The sequence below is a fragment of the Streptomyces sp. NPDC126499 genome (genome assembly GCF_040302485.1).
Lineage (GTDB): Bacteria > Actinomycetota > Actinomycetes > Streptomycetales > Streptomycetaceae > Streptomyces.
In genome coordinates, this window is record NZ_JBEOUO010000009.1 from 263,159 (window position 1) to 285,073 (window position 21,915).

Sequence of the window (21,915 nt, forward strand, 5' to 3'; positions counted from 1 at the left end):
GGCGTAGTCGAGGCTCCATCGTCTTCAGAAGGCGATGGAGCCTCGACGTTCTTCATTGACTGCTGCGTGCGGCCGATCACTCGCCGGAGGCTGCCATGACACCCGGATTCTCGGCACGAATGACGCGCAGGAGACGCTCGTACTGTCTGACGGCGTCCGCGTCGCGCAACTGGGCGGCGGCTCGAAGAGCCAGCAAGCACGTCGCGATCCTGGCGAGCGGAGGCAGTACCTTGCCGTCGCCGCCGAGCGAGCGCTCAGCGTGTGACCGGGTCTCTTCCCACAGCGCTTTCTCGCAGTACTCCCTCGCGAGAGCGTAGTGAGCCAACGCTATGGTTTTAGCTTCATCGAACTCGGCCAGAATCTGGAGCGCCTGCTCTAGTACCGCGAGACTCTCGGCATCTGGACCACCGTGGAAGAAGATAGGGATGTGGCAAACCACGGTCCGAGCGAAACGTTGTCGGTCACCAAGTTCGACAAAGCGTTCCCTCGAGAGGACAGCCTTCTCCGTTGCCTCCCGGACCCGCCCCAGGAGATACAGGATCTCCGCCGCGTTCCCGTGCGCCACACCTTCCCCAGAGGCGTTGCCGGTGGAGCGGCACAGCTCGATGTCCTCCTCATGGAGCGACAACGCCTCCTCGAGCTTCCCCTGACGAGACAAGGTGAGCGCTAGGTCGTTGAGGACCATGCTGATCTTGTGAGGGTTCCTCAGCCGGGAGAACACGGCCAGGGCCTCGCGCTGCAACTGCTCAGCGGTGTGAGGCTCGTCCAGTTCGGCGTAGGTGAGTGCCATTGTGTTCATCGTCTCTGCCGCGCCGGCTTCATCCGACATCTCGCGGCACACGGTCAGGTCTTGCTCGAAATACGTGAGCGCGGTCCGCAGTTCACCGGAGTCGAGGTGGATCGTGCCCAGGTTGTAGAGAGCCTTACCGACTTCGTGCTTGATTTTGAACCGCTCGGCCAGCTCCAGGCTCTCACGCAGCAGGGGAAGCGCCTCACTCCGGCGGCCGAGGTCCATCATCAAGCCCGCCATAAGACTCGCTGTACCGATAGTGAGACCCACCGCCTTCGTCGTGCGTGATGCGTCGTACGCTTGTCTCGCATGTGTGAGGGCGGTCGCGAAGTCCCGTTGATAGCGAGCTAGGTTGGCGGTGTCCGCGAGAAACCTGACGCGCAGCTCGGGATCTCCGGCAGCTGTCGAGGATCTCAACCCTGTCGCACACACGGTGGCCCACTCGTCCCATCGCCCGACGGTTTGACAGACAAGGGTGAGGGATAGCGCGAAAGTGGCCGTCTCCTTCGGTCGACAGAGCTCTTCGGACATCACAAGGGCTCCAACTGCGTTGGCAAGCTCTTGCTCCACCCATGTGACGGCCGCCTCGAAAGAGTCCAGATCTGCGCCGGCAGTGGTGGGAACCTTCACCTCCAGGACCCCCACGATGTGGTTCTGCGCACGCAGCGCAGAACCCTGCAACCAGAGGATCATCCGTCTGACGTCCGAAAGAGGTCCGGTTGGCGACCCCTTCTGCTCTTTCTCGCGGGCGAACTCTTTCAGCAGGTCGTGAACTCGGTATCGGCCGTTCACCGGGGAGGGCTCGACCAGGTTCGCTTCGGCGAGCTTCCGCAGAGCCTTGCGCGCCTGAGCTTCTCCGTTACCCGTCAGAGCGCCGCAGATGCCGGGTCCGAACTCCGAGGTGGGGACATGAGCCAGCTGCTTGAAGGTGTTCCTGCACGCCTTCCCCAACCTTCGGTAGGAAAGGTTGAATGCCTTGCGTACTGCAAGGTCGCCGACCACGAGAGCGTCCAGCCGCTCGTGTTCACTCTGCAACTCGACGGCAAGGTCGGTCATCCTCATTCCCGGCGTGGCTTGCACGCGGTATGCGGCGATGCGTAGTGCGAGGGGGAGGTGACCACAGTGCTCGGCCACGGTGTGCGCCGCCTGGGCATCCGCGCCTGCGAGTGTTCGGCCCGTGACGCGTTCCAAGAAGGTGAACGACGTGTGAGTCGGGAAGACCGCAAGATCGAATCGGTGCGTCGACTCGAGTCCGGCCAGCTTGTTCCGGCTTGTGACGAGGACGGCGGTTCCTGGTCCGGAGGGCAGCAAGGGCCGGACCTGCCCTTCGTCGGCGGCGTTGTCCAGAACGAGTAGGAGGCCCCGGTCGGCGGTCCTGTTTCGGAACAAGTCCAGCCTGAGGTACGGATCCGTCGGAATTTCACTATCAGGGACGCCAAGGACATGGAGGAAGCGCCGGGCGATTTCGTCCGGTGGGGCGGGTGCTGGATCAACACCCCGAAGATCGGCGTAAAGAACTCCGCCGGTGAACTCATGCTCGATCATGTGGGCGATGCGCAGTGCGAAGCTTGTCTTGCCGATGCCGGGCTGGCCGGAAATGACCGCCACCATCGTCCCGGCAGTCGAGAGCGCCGCGCGTGCCGCCTCCGCCGCACGGTCGACATCGTCCTCGCGTCCGGTGAAGTCCTGCACCTCGGGTGGTAGCAGCTTGGGTCGGGAGGCGGATTCCGGGGTGCTGCTGGGGACCACGAAGAACTGGGGCGAGTTCACCAGGAGCGGGCCGTGCGCGTCACCTCCGATCGCCACGGACGCATCACCCTCGGCCCGTACGCCCATGGCGGGGCGCCTCATCGAGCCTCACCAGAGTCGGTGTGTACGGAACCGAGCGCATCGCCTCCGATGGCCACCGAACCGGCACCGGCAGCTGTGATCCCATGGTCAGGGACGGCCGCAGCGCCGCTTCCGTTGCCGTGCGCGACCACGGGGCCATGGGCAGAACCGCCGATCGCGATCGCCCCGGGGGCGGCGGCGGTGACGGTAGGCGTCTGCGGGGATGCATCGCTGTCGTTCAGGTAGATCTGGGCACCCGTACCGGCCGTCACCAACAAGGCCAAGGCAATGCCCAGGGTCCACGACGGACTGTCCGTGACCAGATTGGTGACCACTCCGCCCACCGAGGCAAGGATGCCTGCCGCCCCAGCTGCCAACGCTCGCTTGACCCGTATGGTCATGTCGTCCCCCGCTTTCCACAATGCACTCGCTTCAGGCTCGCACACACCACTGACAGCGGAGGGGCGAGAGGGGAAGACCACCGGGCGCGTGGCGATGTGACGGTGTGTCGAAACCCGCACCCACGTCGCGGAATGAGATGATATTCAGTTACCTCCGGGGGTCGTCGCGACGATGCCCTGCGCGCCCGGTTCAGGAGGTAGTCACCACATGCCCGCCCCGTTCCACACGTCCTCCGCCTCCGGCGGCGATCCCGGCCTCAGCCGCTTGAAGGCCGTCCTCGAAGAGTGGCGCAAGTCCCTGCTGGACATGGGCGGACGCAACCGGCTGCTGAACTTCAGGCACACCAGGACCGCAACACTGGAAGTGATGTTCCCGGGCGTCGAACCGCTGCTGGCCGAACTCCGGCAGGGCTGGACCTTCGCTCCCGTCGCTGAGGAGTCCGACGACGACTCGGACGGAAGCGGATCCGTCACCCTCCTCAAGACCACTGACGGGCGCTCCCCCTACCTCGACAACGGCCTCGTCACCCAGAAGACCACGCAAGTCGGCCTCAACAGCGCCCTGTACCAGCTACGCAGCAAGTCCGGCCAAATGTTCAACGACTACGGCCTGTGGGTTCTCTGGCTCGGCATCGGCATGCTCAACTGGCGCGAGGAGGGTGCTCAGGAGAGCAGCGCTGCGCCCCTGGTCCTGGTTCCGGTCGAGCTCCGGCGTGAGGAAGGAGGCAAGCGCTACAGGCTGCGGCTCGCCGACAACCAGGAGCGGATGCACAACCCGGCCCTGGCGGTGAAGATGGAACACCTCGGGGTCGACTGGAAGCCGGTCGGCGGCACCGACGTCATGGATGCACCTGCCGTCCTCTCTGCGGCCCGGAAGGTCACGGCCGGCCTGGACGGCTGGTCGGTCGACGAACGCGTGGTGCTCGGGCTCTTCGCCTCCCACCGGGAGTCCATGTACCAGGACCTCCTGCAGAACGAGGCCCGGATCCTCGCCCATCCGCTGGTACGGGCCGTTGCCCTCGGCCCGGATGCGGGCCTTCCCGACGACGTCATCGGCTTCGATCCTCCGGAGCTGGACCGCATCGACGAGATCCAGCTGCCCGAGACGACTCCGATGGTGCTGGATGCGGATGCCTCGCAGCGCCAGTGCATCGCGGCCGTCCTCGACCAGCGCTCCTTCGTCATGAGCGGTCCACCGGGAACGGGCAAGAGCCAGACGATCACCAACATGATCGCTGCCCTGATGCACGCCGGCCGCAGTGTGCTGTTCGTCAGTGAGAAGGCCGCGGCACTGGACGTGGTGCGAAACCGTCTGCGCAGCGTCGGGCTGGGGGACTTCGTCCTGGCCCTGCACAGCGGTGACACCGGCAAGAAGGCCGTGGCCGCGGAACTGGCCCGGGTCCTGACGACCGAGGCGCGGGTCACCGGCGCCGCACAGCATGAGCTCGAGCAGGCACGGCAGTTGCGCACGGAGTTGTCCGCGCACGCCACGGCCATGAACGAGGTCCGCGAACCTCTGCAGCGCACCCTGCATCAGGTCCTGGGCCGCCTGATCCAACTGGAGCGGGCCGGCGTCCCGCAGTTGCCGACATCCACGCAGAACGACGCCATCGTCCGCACCCTGAGTGCCGGCTCCCTCAGGGAATCGGTCGATGCCGCCCAGGCCATCAGCCGGGCCTGGCGGCCGGCGGCGCAAGGTTCGGCGTTCGTCTGGCGCGGTCTCGTGGGCAGCTCGGCGCACACCGTGGTCTCCGAGGCGTCCGGAGCCTTGACCGCTCTCAGCGCGGCCGTCGAACGACGGCCCTTCGCCTCGCCCCAGGACAAGCCCGGGTCGGTGCGGGAGCTGCGGCACCTCGTAGGAACGCTGAGCGCGCGACTCCCGGAGGCTCCGCAGGTGCCGGCGGACGGACAGTTGCCCGAGGTCACGGACGCGGAGCTGCGTCAGCTTGCCGATCTCTTCGGAATGCCGCATGACGTCTCCTCGGAGGCAGCATTCGCCCTGTGCGAGCTGGCAGACCTCACCTCGTCCGAGTTCAGGCCACCTCGTGCGTGGTTCGAGCCGGCCTCTCTCGCACAGGCCCACGCCGCCGCAGCTGAGCTGCGCGAGGCGATCGCCGCCGAATCCGCCGCCCGTGCCACGGCCGCGGACCTCTTCGGCGACCAGGTGCTGCGGGCCGCGGGGCTCCACGAGCTGGCGGAGCGCTTCTCCACGCAACATCACGGCCTCTTCTCGCGGTTCTCGGCGCAGTTCAAGGCCGATCGGGCGGCGGCCGCAGCGCTGACGCTCACGGGGACCTGGGACAAGTCGGTCGGCACACGGCTCGCCGATGCCGTTGCGTGGCAGGATGCGCACACCGGCGTGGCCCGTCTGGCGCAACGGCATTCAGCACTCCTGGGCCCGTACGCGCCGCTGAACGAGGAGGCGATCGTCGCCCTGGACGCAGCGCTGGTCAACGCCGACCGCATCGCCGTCCTGACGCGCGGCGCCGATCGGACCGATCTCGCCGCACTGCAGCTGGCCCATGACACGGACCAGGACCGGCTTGGTGCACTCCTCGCCGGCAACATTCGGCGTGCCCTGGGCGGTTGGTGTGCCGTTGCGGCACAGCGCGCCGATCGTTGGGAGACAGCGGCAGAGTCTCTGCTCGCCCTCTTCGAGCCGGCCCGCGCCGCCCAGCTCTCGCCGTCCCTGCTGGGCCCTCTCGATCAGGCACAGGCGATGGTGGATGCTCTGGAGGACGACCAGCGCGGGCCCGAGGAATGGAGGGCCTATCGTGACGGGCTCTCCGTACTCGCCCGGCACGGCGCGGACGGCCTCGTCACAGCAGCCGCCGAGCAAGGACTCGACCCGCAGCACCTGCCGGAGATCGTTGAGCAGTCACTGCTGCGTGCCTGGGCGGACGGGATCCTCGCGTCGGACGAACGGTTGCGGACCACACGTGGCGAGGACCTCGACGCCCGCGTCGCCGACTTCCATGAGGCCGACCGGCGGCTGGTCGCCGCCGCGGGCAGGGCCGTCATCGAGGCCTGCAACACACGCCGGCCCCGCCGATTCAGCAGCGGTGGAGGCGCCGTCATCACTCGCGAGGCGGAGAAGAAGACCCGGCACCTGCCGGTACGCGAACTGCTCGGCAGGACTCGTGAGGTGGTTCAGGCGATCAAGCCCTGCTTCATGATGAGCCCGCTCACGGTCAGCCAGATGCTTCCTGCCGACTTCACCTTCGACGTCGTCATCTTCGACGAGGCTTCCCAGGTCCGGCCCGCGGATGCGATCAACTCCGTCTATCGCGGCCGAACGCTCGTCGTCGCAGGAGACGAGAAGCAGCTGCCGCCGACCTCGTTCTTCGACTCTTCTGTCGAGGACGACTCCGACGAGTACGCCGAGGACGTACCCGATTCGTTCGAGTCCCTGTTGCATGCCTGCAAGGCCGGTGCCATGCAGGACCTTCCCCTGCGCTGGCACTACCGCAGCCGCCACGAGGATCTGATCACCTTCAGCAACCGCGAGTTCTACCAGAACTCGATGATCACCTTCCCCGGTGCGCAGGAGGAGGGCAACGACGTCGGCGTTGCCTTCTTCGAGGCCGCCGGCGTCTACGACCGCGGCGGCCGACGTGACAACCAGGCCGAGGCCGAGTTCGTCGCCCAGCGCGTGCTTCACCACTTCGACACCCGCCCCGGGCTCACTCTCGGCGTCGTCGCTCTCTCTCAGGCCCAGGCATCAGCCATTGATCTCGCCGTCCAGCAGGCCCGGCTGAGCCGGCCCGATTTGGAGCGCTGCTTCACCGAAGACCGCCTCGACGGCTTCTTCATCAAGAATCTCGAGTCGGTCCAGGGTGACGAACGTGACGTGATGATCATGTCGGTCGGTTACGGGCCTGACGAGCACGGCAGGCTGGGACTGAACTTCGGGCCGATCAACAAGAACGGCGGCTGGCGTCGCCTGAACGTCGCCGTCACCCGCGCCCGGTATCGCATGGAGGTCGTCGCATCCTTCCGCGGTGGCAGCCTTGCCGACAGCACGAACGAAAGCGTTCGCCACCTGAAGCGGTACCTGGAGTACGCGGAGTCCGGCCCGGCGGTACTTGCCCAGGAGGTCCTCCCGTCGGACGCGGAGCCCGACAGCCCCTTCGAGGAGTCGGTGCTGGATGTGCTGCGCGGCTGGGGACACAAGGTGCAGTCCCAGGTCGGCGTGGCCGGCTACCGGATCGACATCGGTCTGCGTCACCCCACCCTGCCGGGCGCCTACGCCCTGGGAATCGAGTGCGACGGCGCGATGTACCACTCGTCCAAGGCCGCACGGGACCGTGACCGGCTGCGCGAGGAGGTCCTGACCGGGCTGGGGTGGCGGCTGTACCGGATCTGGGGCACCGACTGGTACCGAGGCCGGGCCGCAGCCGAGCTGCGACTGCGCGAGGCGGTCGAGCATGCCATCGCCCAGGGCCCGCTGCTCGGCGGAGCGTCCGTGACGCTGCCCGCGCAGCGGGGGCCCGTGGACGACGCGCCGCCCGTCGGCCGCCCGGAGCAGGAACGGATGGATCCGGTGACGGCCGGCGGTGTGTCGCCGGCTCCGACTCCTGTGAAGCTGCCCGCGCCACCCGCCCAGCTCGACGTCGAGTACGAGCGCGTGCCCGTGGACACGCAGGCCGAGCGGGCATGGAGCGCCCCGTACGAGCCCCGGTGGATCAGCGCCGGCTCGTCCTACGAGCTGCATACCCCGGAGGCCAAGCCCGCGCTGCGCAAGGTGCTGGCCGCCGTCATCGAGGCCGAGGGGCCGGTCCACGAGGATCTCCTCGTGCAGCGTGCGCGCGAGGCCTGGGGCCTCGCCAGGGCCGGCGGACGCGCCCGCACCGCCGTCGTACAGGTGGCACAGGCCCTCGTACGGTCGGGGACCGTCACGTCAGAGGGCTCCTTCTTCGACGTGACGCACCGCACCACACTCCAGGCACGCACCCCGGGCGCGGGCGAGGCCGCGCGGAAGGTGCTGCACGTCGCCCCTGCCGAGCGCCGGCTGGCGCTGTGGGAGCTGGCGGCCGAGTGTCCCGGCATGTCGGCCGAAGAGCTGATGAAGCAGGCCTGTGACTTCTTCGGCTGGCGGCGGCTGGGTCCCGACATCCGGACCACCTTGAGCGCGGACATCAAGGCGCTGCACCGCAGCGACCGGATGACCGGTGGCCCGGACCGCATCACGGTGGTGCGCTGACCTTCACTGCGGCCCGAGCGTGTGGGCGACGTAGGCCAAGTGCTGAGCGTTGCCCACCGTCAGCCACTCCCCGAAGGCCCCGGTCTTGTCGCCTCCTCCGGCCAGGTCGTGAAGCCACATCTCGGCGGCTCCGGCGCTGAGACCGCGGAAGGAGGGCAGTTCGACGATGCGGCGAGCCGCCTCTTGGTTGTACGCGAGCTTGTCGCTCGTCCGCTTGCCGGTGTGCAGGACCTTCGAGATGACGAACTCCCGCTCGGTCGTGTAGCGCAGGAAGCCCCAGTCCGGCCCTCCCTTCCGGTTGGGGTCGCTCGGTGGTTGAGCGATGGCGTCGACGGACTGGGTCCCGTAGTCGCCGTACCTCACCACGGGCAGGTAGGGCCTCCGGCTCTGTGCGATCTCGTGCCACATCGCCCAGTCCCACCGCGGCTCCTCCCGCGGGCCCTGTTCCAGCATGTCCGCTGTGACGTGCGGGAAGCCGGCGCTCAGCACGCAGACCTCGCGCCAGGGAGCCAGAGGGAACAGGACGTCGAGTGCCCGCAGGGCCTCCTTACCCGCGTCGGGCCGGGAGGCGAGCACGGCGCCCATGTCCAGGAGCAGGTCCACTCGGACGCCCGGGTCGGCGCGGGCCAGGAGGGAGCGGACGGCTTCCCCTGTCCCGTCGTCCCACTCCCCTGCGACGGGGACACGTATCCCGATGCCCCGTTGGCTGCGCGCTGCCGTTTCGAGCGAGGTCGCCTGCTGGAAGGCGGATCGGTCCGGTCCGGTCACCGGCCGGAGCCGGGCGTACATGCAGCGTTCGTCCAGGAGGTCCGCCAGCACGGTCATCTGTGTCTCGTCCGCGAAGGGCGCGTCTATCCACCCGTCGTTGTGACGGTGGACCGCCCCGACCGAGGCCAGGTCCTTACGGAACCCGGTGGTGAGAGCCGGGGCGTCGATTTCCGGTCTCGGTGGCAGGTTCCACAGCGGCGCGATGCGCCGCCGGCCTATCGGCGGCTGCCACGCGTAGGCCTTCGCCGCATGCGGTCGGGCTCGGAGCACGGGCACGTACAACAGCTCAGACACGGCGGATTCCCCCTCGGCTCTGCCGACTCCGGTGACCTGGAGCCAGGGTCCGCGCAACCGGCGGAGCGCGAAACCATGCCGATTCGGCCGCTCTGGCGCAAACCGTCAACACTGCCGTGAAACGATCATCCGGCTTCTCGGTCCGGCGGCGACCGCATATGCCGGGAACGGCTCCCCCTGTCAGCGCCCGCCATTAGGATTTCCCACGGATGTGCCCTGGTCGGAACAGCCTCGACGGCCCTGAATGAGCCCCGGGCGATCCACCAGTGGGCAGGGAAACGAGACGGGCGGGGACAGCGCATGCGGGAAGGCCGGTGGACGACGGTCGCCGACTCCGAGTTCGACCATGAGCGCCGCGGCCTGGAAGCCATCCGCTCGCAGCTGCCGGACGCGGACCCGTGGCGTGCCTGGTCCAATTTCACCTTCACCGCCAACACCGGTCACGTCCGCGAGGTCGATCTGCTCGTCGTCGCCCCCGGCGGCATGTTCATGATCGAACTGAAGGACTGGCACGGCTCCGTGACCAGCGAGAACGGCACCTGGGTCCAGACCACGCCCGGGGGCCACCGTCGCCCGCACGGCAATCCCCTCCACCTGGTCAACAAGAAGGCGAAGGAGCTGGCCACGCTCCTCGGCCAGAACGGCAAGCGGGTGTGGGTCGGCGAAGCGGTCTGCTTCACCGACGGTGGTCTCCGGGTCCGCCTCCCGGCCCACGACCAGAACGGCGTGTACACCGTCCCCGAGCTCGTGGCCATGCTGAAGCAGCCACCGCGGGACGAGCGACGCCGCATCACGGCGATCGACTCCCGCGAGATCAAGACCGCTCTGGACCGCATCGGCATCAAGCGCAGCGAGGCCGCGTACAAGGTCGGTCCGTACCAGCTGGAGCGCAAGGCCTTCGATTCCGGCCCTACCTGGGCCGACTACCGGGCCACCCACAGTGAGCTGCCCGAGGTCGCCCGGGTCCGGGTCTATCTGAGCGAGCGCGGTTCCGACGCCTCCCTCCGACGCTCGGTCGAGAACGCCGCCCGGCGCGAGGCCGCGGTGCTCCAGCGCTTCCGTCACCCCGGCGTCGTGCAGCTGAAGCAGTACTTCCCGTCCGGACACACGGCCGGCCCCGCGCTGATCTTCGACTACCACCCGCAGACCCTTCGCCTCGACGAGTACCTGCTCCAGCACGGCAAGCGGCTCGACATCCTCGGCCGCATGGCGCTCGTCCGCCAGCTCGCCGAGACCATACGGTCCGCCCACTCGAGCCGCATCCACCACCGCGCCCTCGCCGCGCGCTCGGTGCACGTCATCCCGCGCAATCGAGGCCGCGAGGGCAAGGCGATCGGTGAGGACGCTGCCTGGCTGGCTCCGCGGCTGCAGATCTCGGACTGGCAGATCGCCACCCAGCGGTCCTCCGGCACGGACGGCTCCACGGGGCAGGGCATGACCCGCTTCGCCCCCACGGCCCTGTCGGTGACGCACATCTCGGAGGGATCCGACCCCTACCTCGCGCCGGAGCTGACCGCGCTCAAGGCGGACCCGGTCTATCTCGACGTCTACGGCCTGGGCGTCCTCACCTATCTCCTCGTCACGGGCAAGGCGCCCGCCGCCAGCCAGGCCGAGCTGCTCGCACGGCTGGAAGCCGGGGAGGGGCTGCGTCCCAGCTCGCTCGTCGACGGCTTGTCCCCGGACATCGACGAGCTGGTGCAGGCGGCCACCGCTTACCGCCCAGGGCAGCGGCTGTCCACGGTGGACGAGTTCCTGGAGATGCTGGAGTACGTCGAGGACAGCCTCACCGCGCCGACGCCCCCCGCGGAGCCCGAGACCGCGGAGGTGGCCGAGAAGGACCCGCTGGAAGCCGTCGCCGGTGACGTCCTCGGCGGCCGGTGGGAAGTCCGGCGACGCCTGGGCACCGGCTCCACCAGCCGCGCCTTCCTCGTACGGGACCTGGAGGCGGAGGCCCGGAAGACGCGCCCGCTCGCCGTGCTCAAGGTGGCGCTGTCCGACAGCCGGGGCGAGATCCTCGTCCACGAGGCCGAGGTCATGGGCCGGCTGCGGCCCGACTCCCGGATCATCAGGCTCGTCGAACCGGAGCCGCTGCGGATCGCGGGCCGGACCGTGCTCGCCCTGGAGTACGTCGGGGACGAGCGCGACCAGGACACCGACGCCGACGGGACCGGAGCCGAGGGCTCCGACAGTGCCCCCCGCAAGGGCACGCGGCACCGCCGCCGCGAGGAGACCGTCGCCCGCCAGCTCCGCGAGCGCGGTCGGCTCCAGATGGACCAACTGGAGGCGTACGGCGACTACCTCTTCGGAGCCGTGGACTTCCTGGAGGGCGAGAGCGTCTGGCACCGCGACATCAAGCCCGACAACATCGCCATCCGCATCCGCCCCAACCGCACGCGCGAGCTGGTGCTGATCGACTTCTCCCTCGCCGGCTACCCGGCGACGGACCACGACGCCGGTACGGAGGGTTATCTCGACCCGTTCATCGGCGGTCTCACGCGCACCGCGTACGACTCGCACGCCGAGCGGTACGCGGTGGCCGTCACGCTGCACCAGATGGCGTCCGGCGAGCTCCCGAAGTGGGGCGACGGCTCGGTTCCGCCCGCCATGACGGACCCGGCCGAGTTCCCGTACCCCGTCATCGCGGCCGACGCCTTCGAGCCCGCCGTACGGGACGGGCTGGTCGCCTTCTTCCGCAAGGCGCTGCACCGGGACGCCGCCCAGCGGTACCCCGAGCTCAAGCCGATGCGGGACGCCTGGAAGAAGATCTTCCTGGACGCCGCTCAGGCAGTGCCGTCCAGCCACCGCACCCGTCACCCCGAGCCGGCCGCCGAGCAGACCGCCCCGACCGGCGCGCCTGCCATCGCGGAGGCCGAGCCGCTCACCGCCGACGAGCAGCGCGAACGACTCGCCGCCGCCGTCACCCGGGACACCCACCTCTCCTCCGCGGGCCTCACCCCGGCCGCCGAGTCCTTCCTCTACGGCCTGGGCATCACCACCGTCGGCGGGCTCCTCGACTACAGCCGCAGCAAGCTCCTCAACGCCCCCGGCCTCGGCACCAAGACCCGCACCGAGGTGCAGCGCCGCCAACGCCAGTGGGGCAAGCTGCTGCGCGAGGCACCCGTCTCGCCGCTCACGCCGAAGGGCCGTGCCGAGGCCAAGGAAGAGCTCGCCCAGCTCACGGCCGCCGAATCGGCCGTTCTCGGCTCGCTCGCCACCGGCGAGGGAGCGGGCGGGCTCACCGCGTCCGCGCTGCGCTCGGTCAGCCTGGACACGCTCGCCACGATCTTCGTCCCGGAGCTCAACAACAACCGCTCCAACAGCAACAAGATCGAGATGGTGCGGCTGCTGCTCCGCCTCCCCAACGAGCGCGGTGAACTGCCCGACATCGGCGTCTGGCCCAAGCAGAAGGACGTGGCGGAGGCCCTCGGACTGTCCGCCGGCCGCATCCCGCAGATGCTCAAGGAAGAGCGCAAGCGCTGGAAGAAGCACCCGGCTGTGCAGGCCCTGCGCACGGAGATCATGGATCTCCTCGCCGGCCTCGGCCGTGTCGCCTCCGCGCTGGAGATCGCCGACGCTCTCGCCGTACGACGCGGTACGCAGCTGGCCGAGCGTGAGCAGCGGCGCGCTCTCGCCCTCGCAGCCGTACGGGCCGTGGTGGAGGTGGAGCAACTGGAGCCGGAGGAGGCCGAGTTCCAGCACCAGCCAAACCGCAAGGCCACCGAGGACGCCCTCGCCGCGGGGCTGCTCGCCCTGGACGTCCGCGAGGGCGACGCCCCGGACACTCCGACGGCTCCCGGTCTCCTCGACTACGCGATGCGGCTCGGCAAGACCGCCGACCGGCTCTCCCGCCTCGACACCCTCCCGACGGCGACCACGGTCCTCGGCGAACTCGGCGCGCTCACCCCGCCGCCCGGCCTCGTCGAGTGGGACGAGCGCCGGCTCGTCGAACTGGCCGCCGCGGCTTCGGCCAACGCCGCCGCCACCCCGCGCCTGGAGATCTACCCGCGCAACCTGTCGCTGGTCCGCGCGCTGCGGCTCACCCAGGCCGGCCTGGTTCCGATGATTCCGGGCGTCCCTGAGGCCCGGCAGCCGGGCCTCACCGCCGACGACATCCACGAGCGGGTCCGCGCCCGCTTCCCCGAACTGGTCGTCACCGACGCACGCGGGGTCGCGACGCACGAGCTGCCGACCGGCAGCCGCCTGACGAAGGCCCTGTTCGACGCCGGCTTCGAGCTCACCCTCTCGACGCGCGAGGACACGAAGACGCTGCGCTATCTGCCGGCACGAATGGACGGCACGTCCAGCTATCTGACCGGTGGCATCGGGCACACATCGAGCGGCGTCGGCACGGTGACCCGGTACTCCGACGACCCGCTGCTCGCGGGCGCCGTCCGCACGGACGAGCGCCTCCTCGCCTCCGCCCGCCAGGACGGCTACCGGGTCCTGACCGTGCACCACGGCCGTACGGTCGAGGCGGTGCACAGGCTGACCAGCGACCGGATCGGGGCGCGCCCGGTGTCCGCGACTGAGCTGTTCCTGGAGTCCATGCACGCCCTCGTCCCGCCGGCAACGAAGCCGACGTGGGAGACCCTGCTGAAGGCCGACGTGGCCGAGCCGGGCACGCGGGGGGCGATGAAGTTCGCCGAGTACGCGCGGACGGCGTGGGGCACGGTCGAGCCCCGGGTACGGGAGCTGCTCGACCCGGCGACGGGCGAGGGCCCGGTGCTGCTGACGGAGACGGCGGTCTTCGCGCGGTACGACGCGATGGGTGTCCTCGACCGGCTGGCGGAGGCCGCCCGGCGGGGCGGGCGGGGCCTGTGGCTGCTCGTACCCCAACCGGACCCGGCGCGCGAGCCGAAGCTGGGCGCCGTGGCCGTGCCGTACCAGGCGGGGCTCGGCGAATGGATCGACCTGCCCGACTCGTGGGTGAAGAACGCCCACCGGTCGGGTCTCAACGAAGTCAAGGCAACTGGAGACGAGAAGTGATCGACCGCAAAGCCCTGTTGGACGACCTGAAGCAGCAGGTCAAGGCGGTCGAAGCCGACCTGGGCAAGCAGGTGAAGGTCGTTCCCGAGGGCGCGCGCCTGCGGGACGAGTACGAGCGGGCGCGCAAGCTCGGGCGTACGGCGGCGACGTGGAACACGTGGCTGGACGAGCGCATCACGCAGGTCGCGGTGGCGTGGGTGCTGGGGTCGGTTTTCGTCCGCTTCTGCGAGGACAACGGCCTGATCCCGGAGCCGTACCTGACGGCTCCGAGCGCGGACCGGCGGGACCTGGCGCTGGCGAGGTACGAGGACTACATGGCTACGTCGGAGGACCCGACGTACCGGGGCTGGCTGGAGTGCGCCTTCGAGGAGCTGGGCTCCGGCCAGGCGGGCCGACTGCTGTTCGACCGGCGGCACAACCCGCTGTACCAGATCCCGCTGTCGCACGACGGGGCGCGGGAGCTGGTGGACTTCTGGCGTGGGCGGGATGAGTCGGGTGTTCTGGTTCACGACTTCACGGACCCGCTGAACGAGGACGGTACGGAGGGGTGGGACACCCGGTTCCTGGGTGACCTGTACCAGGACCTGAGCGAGGCGGCGCGCAAGACGTACGCACTGCTGCAGACCCCGGAGTTCGTCGAGGAGTTCATCCTCGACCGGACGATGGACCCTGCGGTCCGGGAGTTCGGTTACGAGGGCCTGAAGATGATCGACCCTACGTGTGGGTCGGGGCACTTTGTGTTGGGCGCGTTCCGGAGGCTGGTGCGGCTGTGGGGCGACGGCCAGCCGGGCAAGGACCTGCACGAGCGGGTGCGGGCTGCGCTGGACTCGGTGCACGGGGTGGACCTGAACCCGTTTGCGGTGGCTATCGCCAGGTTCCGGTTGTTGGTGGCGGCGATGGCGGCGAGTGGGGTTCGGACGCTGGCGGAGGCGGCGCGGTATGAGTGGCCGATCCACTTGGCGGTGGGTGACTCGCTCATTAAGCACCGGCACAAGCAGGGGAACCTGTTCGACGACTTGGAGGAAGAGGGCGCGGACGAGCTCGCGGACTTCAAGTACGAGACGGAGGATGTGCACGAGCACCCGAGGATTCTGGAGCCGGGGCGGTACCACGTGGTGGTGGGCAACCCACCGTACATCCAGGTGGACGATGACAACCTGAACAAGCTCTATCGCCAGATTTACGATGCTTGCAGCGGAAACTACGCCCTTTCAGTTCCTTTTGCCCAGCGCTTCTTCCAACTGGCCAAGATCGGCGACAAGGAGGGACGCGGCTTCGGTCGAGTTGGGCAAATCACCGCAAACTCCTTCATGAAACGAGAATTCGGCTCACGACTCATTGAGCAGTACTTTGCCCACCAGGTTGAGCTGACAGAGGTAATCGATACCTCAGGCGCATACATCCCCGACCACGGAACGCCCACCGTCATCCTGGTGGGCACCCGGCGATCCGGGAAGAGTCGACAGAGCACCGTCCGCACGGTGCGAGGCATCCAAGGGGAGCCCGGCACCCCCGAGCGCGGTGAGGACGGTCTCGTTTGGAACGCCATCACTGACCAGATTGATAAGCCGGGATCGGCAAGTCGATGGGTGTCCGTCGACGATCTGGATCGACAGCGCTTCTTCAGTAAGCAGCCCTGGATTCTCGCCGATGGCGGCCTGGAGATGGTGGAGGAGATCGCAGCAGCAGCCACGAAGAGGCTGAGGTCGCAAGTAGAGAGCGTCGGGCGGACTACCTCCACTGGGGCAGACGACATTTTCTTTTGGCCGTCGCCCTCCTGCGCCTCGCGCTACGGACACGCTGACAGGACGCGCCCAATGGTGGCGGGTGACGTAGTACGAGACTTCGGACTAGGCCCACTCACTCAAGTGAGCGACCCTTATGCAAATCGAGAGCATACGCACCTTCTTGGCGAGAGCGACCGACTCGTCTCAAGACATCTCTGGCTGGACCGCACAAGGCTGCGCAACAGGAAAATCTTCGGCAAGTCCTTGGCGGAGAACGGTCGCGCCTGGTACGAGCACCTGGAAAACTATCCCAGCAAACTAGGCACAGACCTTGGCATCGCATTTGCATTCGTAGCCACGCACAATCACTTTGTACTCGATCAATGCGGCCGTCTTTTCAATCGAACTTCACCGGTGATCAAGCTGCACGATGGAGCAACCCTAGAGGAACACCTTCAGATCCTCGGTCTCCTAAACAGCTCGACGGCTGGTTTTTGGCTTCGCCAGGTCTGTCATGACAAGGGAAACCGTGGCGGCGAGCGCGGCACAGGCCGTTACGCGTGGGAGAGCTTTTACGAGTTCACTGGGGCCGCCGTTAAGGAATTTCCGCTACCTCCGACCTACCCCACGCCCCTTGCTTCCGCCCTGAACGCTCTTGCCGAGCAAGTTTCGCGCAGCAGCCCTTCCGGATTCGCATCCGAATCGCCACTTACAGCCTCCACCCTCCGCGATGCCAAGATCCGCTGGAATTCCTACCGTGCCCGGATGATCGCGCTTCAGGAAGAGCTGGACTGGCAGGTCTACGCGCTCTACAACCTGTACCCCGAGGACCTGCGGGTTTCAGAGGACCCGGACTCCCCCGATATCCCCGAACTCGCCCTCGGCGAGCGCGCCTTCGAGATCGTCTTGGCTCGCCGCGTCGCCGCAGGCGAGGCCAGCGACGAGTGGTTCAAGCGGCACGGGTCGACGCCCATCACGGAGATCCCGGCGCACTGGCCCGCCGCCTACCGTGAGGTCGTGCAGAAGCGGATCGACGCCATCGAGTCGTCCCGCGCGATCGGGATGGTCGAGCGCCCCGAGTACAAGCGTCGCTGGGCCACTGAGGGCTGGGACGCGCTGCAGGAGAAGGCATTGCGGTCGTGGCTGCTCGACCGGATCGAGAGCCGGGACCACTGGTTCGACGAGAACGGGATGCCTGCCCTCGTTACGCTCTCGCGGCTGACCGACAACCTGTCCCGCGACGAAGACTTCGTCTCCGTCGCCAAGATCTACGCGCCCCGCAAGGAACTGCCCGCCGTCGTCGCCGAGCTGATGACCGACGAGCACGTGCCGTTCCTCTCCGCCCTGCGCTACAAGCCCTCCGGGCTCAAGAAGCGCGCCGACTGGGAGCACGTCTGGGACCTCCAGCGGCAGGAGGATGCCGCCGAGGACGAGCTGGCCAAGCGAAAGATCCGGGACTCCATCCCCGTACCGCCGAAGTACACCTCGGCCGACTTCCTGCGCCCCTCCTACTGGCGGGCGCGCGGCAAGCTGGACGTGCCCAAGGAGCGCTTCATCTCGTACGGGCAGGCCAACGTGCCCACGCCCGACCTGTACGGCTGGGCCGGCTGGGACCACCAGGAGCAGGCGTACGCGCTCACCACGTACATCGCCACGCACGAGGCCCTGACCGACGAGGAAGTCACCCCGTTCCTGGCCGGCCTGCTGGAACTCCAGCCGTGGCTGGACCAGTGGCACAACGAGTTCGACCCGACCTTCGGTACGTCTCCGGCCGACTTCTTCCGGGGCGATCGGCAGATGGAGCAGGGTAAGCACGGTCTGACGGACGACGATCTGCGCGCGTGGCGCCCGCTGGCGGCCACGCGAGGACGCCGTACGACCAAGAAGTAGGCCCAGGTACGCCGACGGCCCCCACGATCCCAAAGGTCGCGGGGGCCGTTGTCGTCTGCTCAGCCGGGCAGTTGCCCGGTCTTGACCGCCGTGACGAAGGAGGACCAGCCGCTTGCCGGGAACACGAGAACCGGACCTCGCAGCATCTTGCTGTCCCGCACCGGCACGACGGAGGTGAAGTCGTCGGAGACCTCGACGCATGCGCCGCCGTCCGGGTTGCTGTAGCTGCTCTTGCGCCAGGTCACGGCGCTCAAGTCGATGGATCGCACGGCACTTCCTCCAACATGCGCAGGATGAACTTCCGCGACTCAGCAGGGGACAGCGCCATGTCGCGCACTACATCGTAGGCACGCTGTTTGCGCTCGATCCTCGGGCTTTCTTCGATGAGCTCGCCGCTGTAGGCATTCTCTGTGTAGGCCACCGGGCGGCCGTCCGCGAGACGCAGGAACCACACCTCGGTACCGACCAGCCCGTGCACTCCCGCGCTTTGCAGCAGCACCTGCACGGTGATGTTCTGCCGCTCGGACACCTCCAGCAGGTACTCCAGCTGCGCATGCCACTCTCGCTCGTCCTTCGCTGGCGTCCGCAGGACCGCTTCCGCCATGATCGTCCGGAACGGCGGCGCATCCTCCCCTTCCAGCAGCACCTTCCGACTCATCCGCGCCTCGACCTGCTGGTCCAGCTCCTTGCCCTTGTACCCACCCGCCGCGAGCACCTCCCGCGCATACCCCGGCGTCTGCAACAACCCCGGCACCACACTCACCGCGAAGTGCCAGAGGCTCACCGCCTCCGCCTCCAGTTTCATGTACCGCCGGTATCGCTCCTTGAACTGCGACTTGTCCCCCGTCGCCAGCTCCCACAGCGTCATCAGGAAGTTCGGCGTCCCGTAGAACGTGTCCAGCGCCTGGACGACCTCCGGGCTGCTGATCGTCTCGCCCTTCTCCATCTTCCCGAACAGGGACCAGTCCCAGCCGACCCGTTCCCCGAGCTGCCGCAGGCTCACCCGCCGCTCCGCCCGCAGTCTCCGCAGCTCCTCCGCGAACCGTTGCCGTGGTTCCTGGCTGCGGCCGCTGATCACTCGTCGCTGCGGCATGACGGCGCTCCCCTCCGAGTCGCTCGCACACGGGCGGAGGTGGGACGGGGCGTGGAAGGTGTGGAACCGGCGTCGCACGCCGGGGAAGCACTCCCCCGTCCACGGCCCGCCCGCCCACATCCGGGCACATCCTCGTCACACCCGGATTACGCAGCGTAATGCAGCGCGCGTCAGCGGCTCCGGGAAACAGTGCAATCCGCCCACGAGGAGCGACCCCATGGCACCCACCACACACAATTCGGCCAATACTCCGAAGACCGCGCCCGACCCGAAGGTCCAGGAGGCTCTGGACGCCCGCGACGCCCTCGCCGCCGCGCTCACGCGGGCCGGTATCCAGCTTCCCGCCATGGACATCCGCACCCCGTGGCTGGACGACCGCGAGGCCGAAGCGCCGTACGCCTTGGTCAACCTCGGAGTCTGTTCCGCGCCCGTCGCCCACGCGCTCGCCACCGTGATCAGGAACGGGCTGGACACATGACCAGCAGCAACACCAACCTCCCACCCATCGGCGCCATCGTCCTCGACACCGCCCGCAACCACGTGGGCCGCGTCATGGGCGCGGAAGGCCCGTACCTTCAGCTCCGCCCTCTCGGCGGCGGTCGCGAGTGGGACGTCGAAGCCGCCCACCTCCACCCCCTCACCGGCGCGGAGCTGCTGAGTGCGCTCGTGGCCGAGGCAAACGCGCGCAGCCGGCGCCGCCGCAGCCTCGGCAACGGGACACCATCGCCCGACCTGACGGAGTCCGGACCGGCGCCCTCCACATGATTCACACGCTGTCTTAAGATGACCGAAATCATCTCAGCGGCCCGCCGGGCTTCCGTTCCGCTTCGCGGACTTCGAGGACACGCCCCCACCCGCACGAGCGTTTTTGTGCTGCCTGGGGGCCTGTCTTGCTGTTCCGTGAGTCCGCGGCGTCGGTTGCCGCCCGCACGCTCGAGGGTTCCCTTGCGCTGCTCCTGATCGAGAACTTCCGGCACAAGCACAGCCACCAGCCCGGCGCCTCCGAGGTCCGCTCCTGGAAGCGGAGTCTTCCCGCCCTCGCGAACGCCCTCGTCGAGGCCGGGCTCGGCGATGTCGAGGTGATGGTGGAGTACGGGCTCCCCCTCACCAGCAAGCGGGCGGACGCGATACTGGCCGGCGTCCACCCCACCACCGGCGAGCCGTCGTACGTCGTTGTGGAGCTCAAGCAGTGGAGTGAGGCGCACCCCGAGGAGGAGGACCCGCTCCTCTGCCGGATCGACGCCTACGCGCACCCCGTCCTGAATCCGATCGAGCAGGTGCGGGGCTACTGCGAGTACCTGCTGTCCTTCAACGGTGCCGTGGAGCGGACTCCGGAGGCCGTCGCAGGTGTGGCATACCTGCACAACGCGACCGAGTTCGGGGTCGGGTCACTGCGGGCCGTGCCCGAGGACCTCCACGGACGCATGTACACCGGTGAGGAGCGCGGCGCGTTCCTCGACTTCCTGCGTTCGCGCCTCGCACCCAAGCCGGGTGCCGAAGCCGCAGACATACTCCTGCAGGCCAAGGTGCGGCCCTCCAAGCAGCTGATGAGCGTCGCGGCGGCCGAGGTGCGTGAGCGGGAGCAGTTCGTGCTGCTCGACGAGCAGCGGCTCGCGTACGAGCTCGTGATGTCGGCCGTACGCAAGGCGCAGCGCGCCAACCACAAGCAGGTCATCGTCGTCACCGGCGGGCCCGGGTCGGGCAAGAGCGTGATCGCGATGCAGCTGCTCGGCGAGCTGTACCGCCGTGGCGTTCCCGCCCTGCACGCGACCGGGTCGCAGTCGTTCACGAAGACGATGCGCAAGGTGGCGGGGGCTCGGAAGCCCGAGGTGCAGAAGCTGTTCAAGTACTTCAACAGCTTCATGGAGGCCGAGCCGAACGACCTCGACGTGCTGATCTGCGACGAGGCGCACCGGCTCCGCATCACCTCGGCCAACCGCTACACCAAGGCCGCTCTGCGCACCGGCAAGCCGCAGGTGTCCGAGCTGATCGACGCGGCCCGGGTGCCGGTGTTCCTGCTCGACCAGCATCAGGTGGTGCGACCGGGCGAGATGGGGACCGAGGAGCAGATCCGACAGGCCGCCGCCGCACACGGGTTGGAGTGCACGGTGGTGGACCTGGACAGCCAGTTCCGCTGCGGCGGCAGCGACGCGTACGTGCAGTGGGTCGCCGATCTGCTCGGCCTGGAGGGCGAGACACCCACCGTTTGGGAGCCGGACGGCAAGGTGGAGCTGCGGGTCGCCGACAGCCCTCAGGAGCTCGAGGACTTCCTCGTCGCACGCCGCGAGGAGGGCTACGGAGCCCGGATGTCCGCCGGCTACTGCTGGAAGTGGACGACGAAGATCACCCCGGACATGCAGGCGCTGCCCGCCGACGTCGTCATCGGGGACTGGGCCCGGCCGTGGAACGTGTACGGGGACCGGTCGGTCCTCGGGGCGCCGCCGGCGCCGCTGTGGGCGACCGACAAGGCCGGCTTCGGGCAGGTGGGCTGCGTGTACACGGCGCAGGGCTTCGAGTACGACTGGTCCGGCGTGATCATGGGGCCCGATCTGGTGTGGCGTACCGACCGGTGGGTGGTGGACCGTACGGCGTCCAAGGATCCGTCGTTCACCAAGGCGACGCCCGATGCCCACATCGACCGGCTCGTCCGGAACACGTACAAGGTCCTGCTGACCCGGGGGATGGTCGGCACGATCATCTACTCGACGGACCCGGAGACGCGGGACAAACTGCGGTCTCTGATCCCTCCGGCGTAGGGCACAAGGGACCGTCCCCCGCCGCCTACCCGTTCGTGTCGGGCCGCAGCCCGACCGGCCTCCGACCACTGGTGTCCGAAAACGGTCAACCGTTGTCAGACCGACGCCATACGATCGGACGAGCTTCAACCATCACATCAGTACCGTCGGCAGCCGCCCGCCCGTCGAGAGTGAGAC

Annotated in this window: 11 protein-coding genes; 6 read left to right on the top strand and 5 right to left on the bottom strand. The window is 68.4% G+C overall.

What is annotated here, in order from left to right; all coding sequences use genetic code 11:
• Positions 1–76: 76 nt before the first annotated feature.
• Together ABTZ91_RS16485 and ABTZ91_RS16490 are read right to left on the bottom strand one after the other, a co-directional pair.
• Positions 77–2,596 (bottom strand): tetratricopeptide repeat protein, encoded by a 2,520-nt coding sequence (locus ABTZ91_RS16485; RefSeq protein WP_352077842.1) that lies wholly within the window; start codon positions 2,594–2,596, stop codon positions 77–79.
• A gap of 41 nt (positions 2,597–2,637) precedes the next feature.
• Complete coding sequence (locus ABTZ91_RS16490; RefSeq protein WP_352077843.1) at positions 2,638–3,021, bottom strand: hypothetical protein; 384 nt, start codon at positions 3,019–3,021, stop codon at positions 2,638–2,640.
• A gap of 208 nt (positions 3,022–3,229) precedes the next feature.
• Here ABTZ91_RS16490 and ABTZ91_RS16495 point away from each other — a divergent pair, with 208 nt between their 5' ends.
• Positions 3,230–8,224, top strand: a complete 4,995-nt coding sequence (locus tag ABTZ91_RS16495; protein ID WP_352077844.1) for a DUF3320 domain-containing protein — start codon at positions 3,230–3,232, stop codon at positions 8,222–8,224.
• Positions 8,225–8,227: 3 nt separating this feature from the next.
• On the opposite strand, the gene ABTZ91_RS16500 is transcribed toward ABTZ91_RS16495, so the two are convergent.
• Positions 8,228–9,286, bottom strand: coding sequence for a beta family protein (locus ABTZ91_RS16500; RefSeq protein ID WP_352077845.1), 1,059 nt, complete (start codon positions 9,284–9,286; stop codon positions 8,228–8,230).
• A 300-nt stretch (positions 9,287–9,586) separates the two neighbouring features.
• Here ABTZ91_RS16500 and pglW point away from each other — a divergent pair, with 300 nt between their 5' ends.
• Positions 9,587–14,272 (top strand): BREX system serine/threonine kinase PglW, encoded by a 4,686-nt coding sequence (pglW, locus tag ABTZ91_RS16505; protein WP_352077846.1) that lies wholly within the window; start codon positions 9,587–9,589, stop codon positions 14,270–14,272.
• Complete coding sequence (pglX, locus tag ABTZ91_RS16510; protein ID WP_352077847.1) at positions 14,269–17,889, top strand: BREX-2 system adenine-specific DNA-methyltransferase PglX; 3,621 nt, start codon at positions 14,269–14,271, stop codon at positions 17,887–17,889. The genes pglW and pglX overlap by 4 nt, the downstream gene beginning before the upstream one ends.
• A gap of 59 nt (positions 17,890–17,948) precedes the next feature.
• Here the strand turns inward: pglX and ABTZ91_RS16515 are convergent, their stop codons facing one another.
• On the bottom strand, positions 17,949–18,158 hold the full coding sequence (locus ABTZ91_RS16515) for a DUF397 domain-containing protein (RefSeq protein ID WP_352077848.1): 210 nt from the start codon (positions 18,156–18,158) through the stop codon (positions 17,949–17,951).
• Positions 18,140–18,982, bottom strand: a complete 843-nt coding sequence (locus ABTZ91_RS16520; RefSeq protein WP_352077849.1) for a DUF5753 domain-containing protein — start codon at positions 18,980–18,982, stop codon at positions 18,140–18,142. The genes ABTZ91_RS16515 and ABTZ91_RS16520 overlap by 19 nt, the downstream gene beginning before the upstream one ends.
• A gap of 217 nt (positions 18,983–19,199) precedes the next feature.
• On the opposite strand from ABTZ91_RS16520, the gene ABTZ91_RS16525 reads away from it, so the two are divergent.
• The 3 genes from ABTZ91_RS16525 to ABTZ91_RS16535 all read left to right on the top strand — a co-directional run bounded on the left by ABTZ91_RS16525 (position 19,200) and on the right by ABTZ91_RS16535 (position 21,738).
• Positions 19,200–19,460 (top strand): hypothetical protein, encoded by a 261-nt coding sequence (locus ABTZ91_RS16525; protein ID WP_352077850.1) that lies wholly within the window; start codon positions 19,200–19,202, stop codon positions 19,458–19,460.
• Positions 19,457–19,747 carry a hypothetical protein gene (locus ABTZ91_RS16530; protein ID WP_352077851.1) on the top strand — a complete coding sequence of 97 codons (291 nt, stop codon included), beginning with the start codon at positions 19,457–19,459 and terminating at the stop codon, positions 19,745–19,747. Before ABTZ91_RS16525 ends, ABTZ91_RS16530 begins: the two co-directional genes overlap by 4 nt.
• A 125-nt stretch (positions 19,748–19,872) precedes the next feature.
• Positions 19,873–21,738, top strand: a complete 1,866-nt coding sequence (locus ABTZ91_RS16535) for a DUF2075 domain-containing protein (protein WP_352077852.1) — start codon at positions 19,873–19,875, stop codon at positions 21,736–21,738.
• Positions 21,739–21,915: the final 177 nt, after the last annotated feature.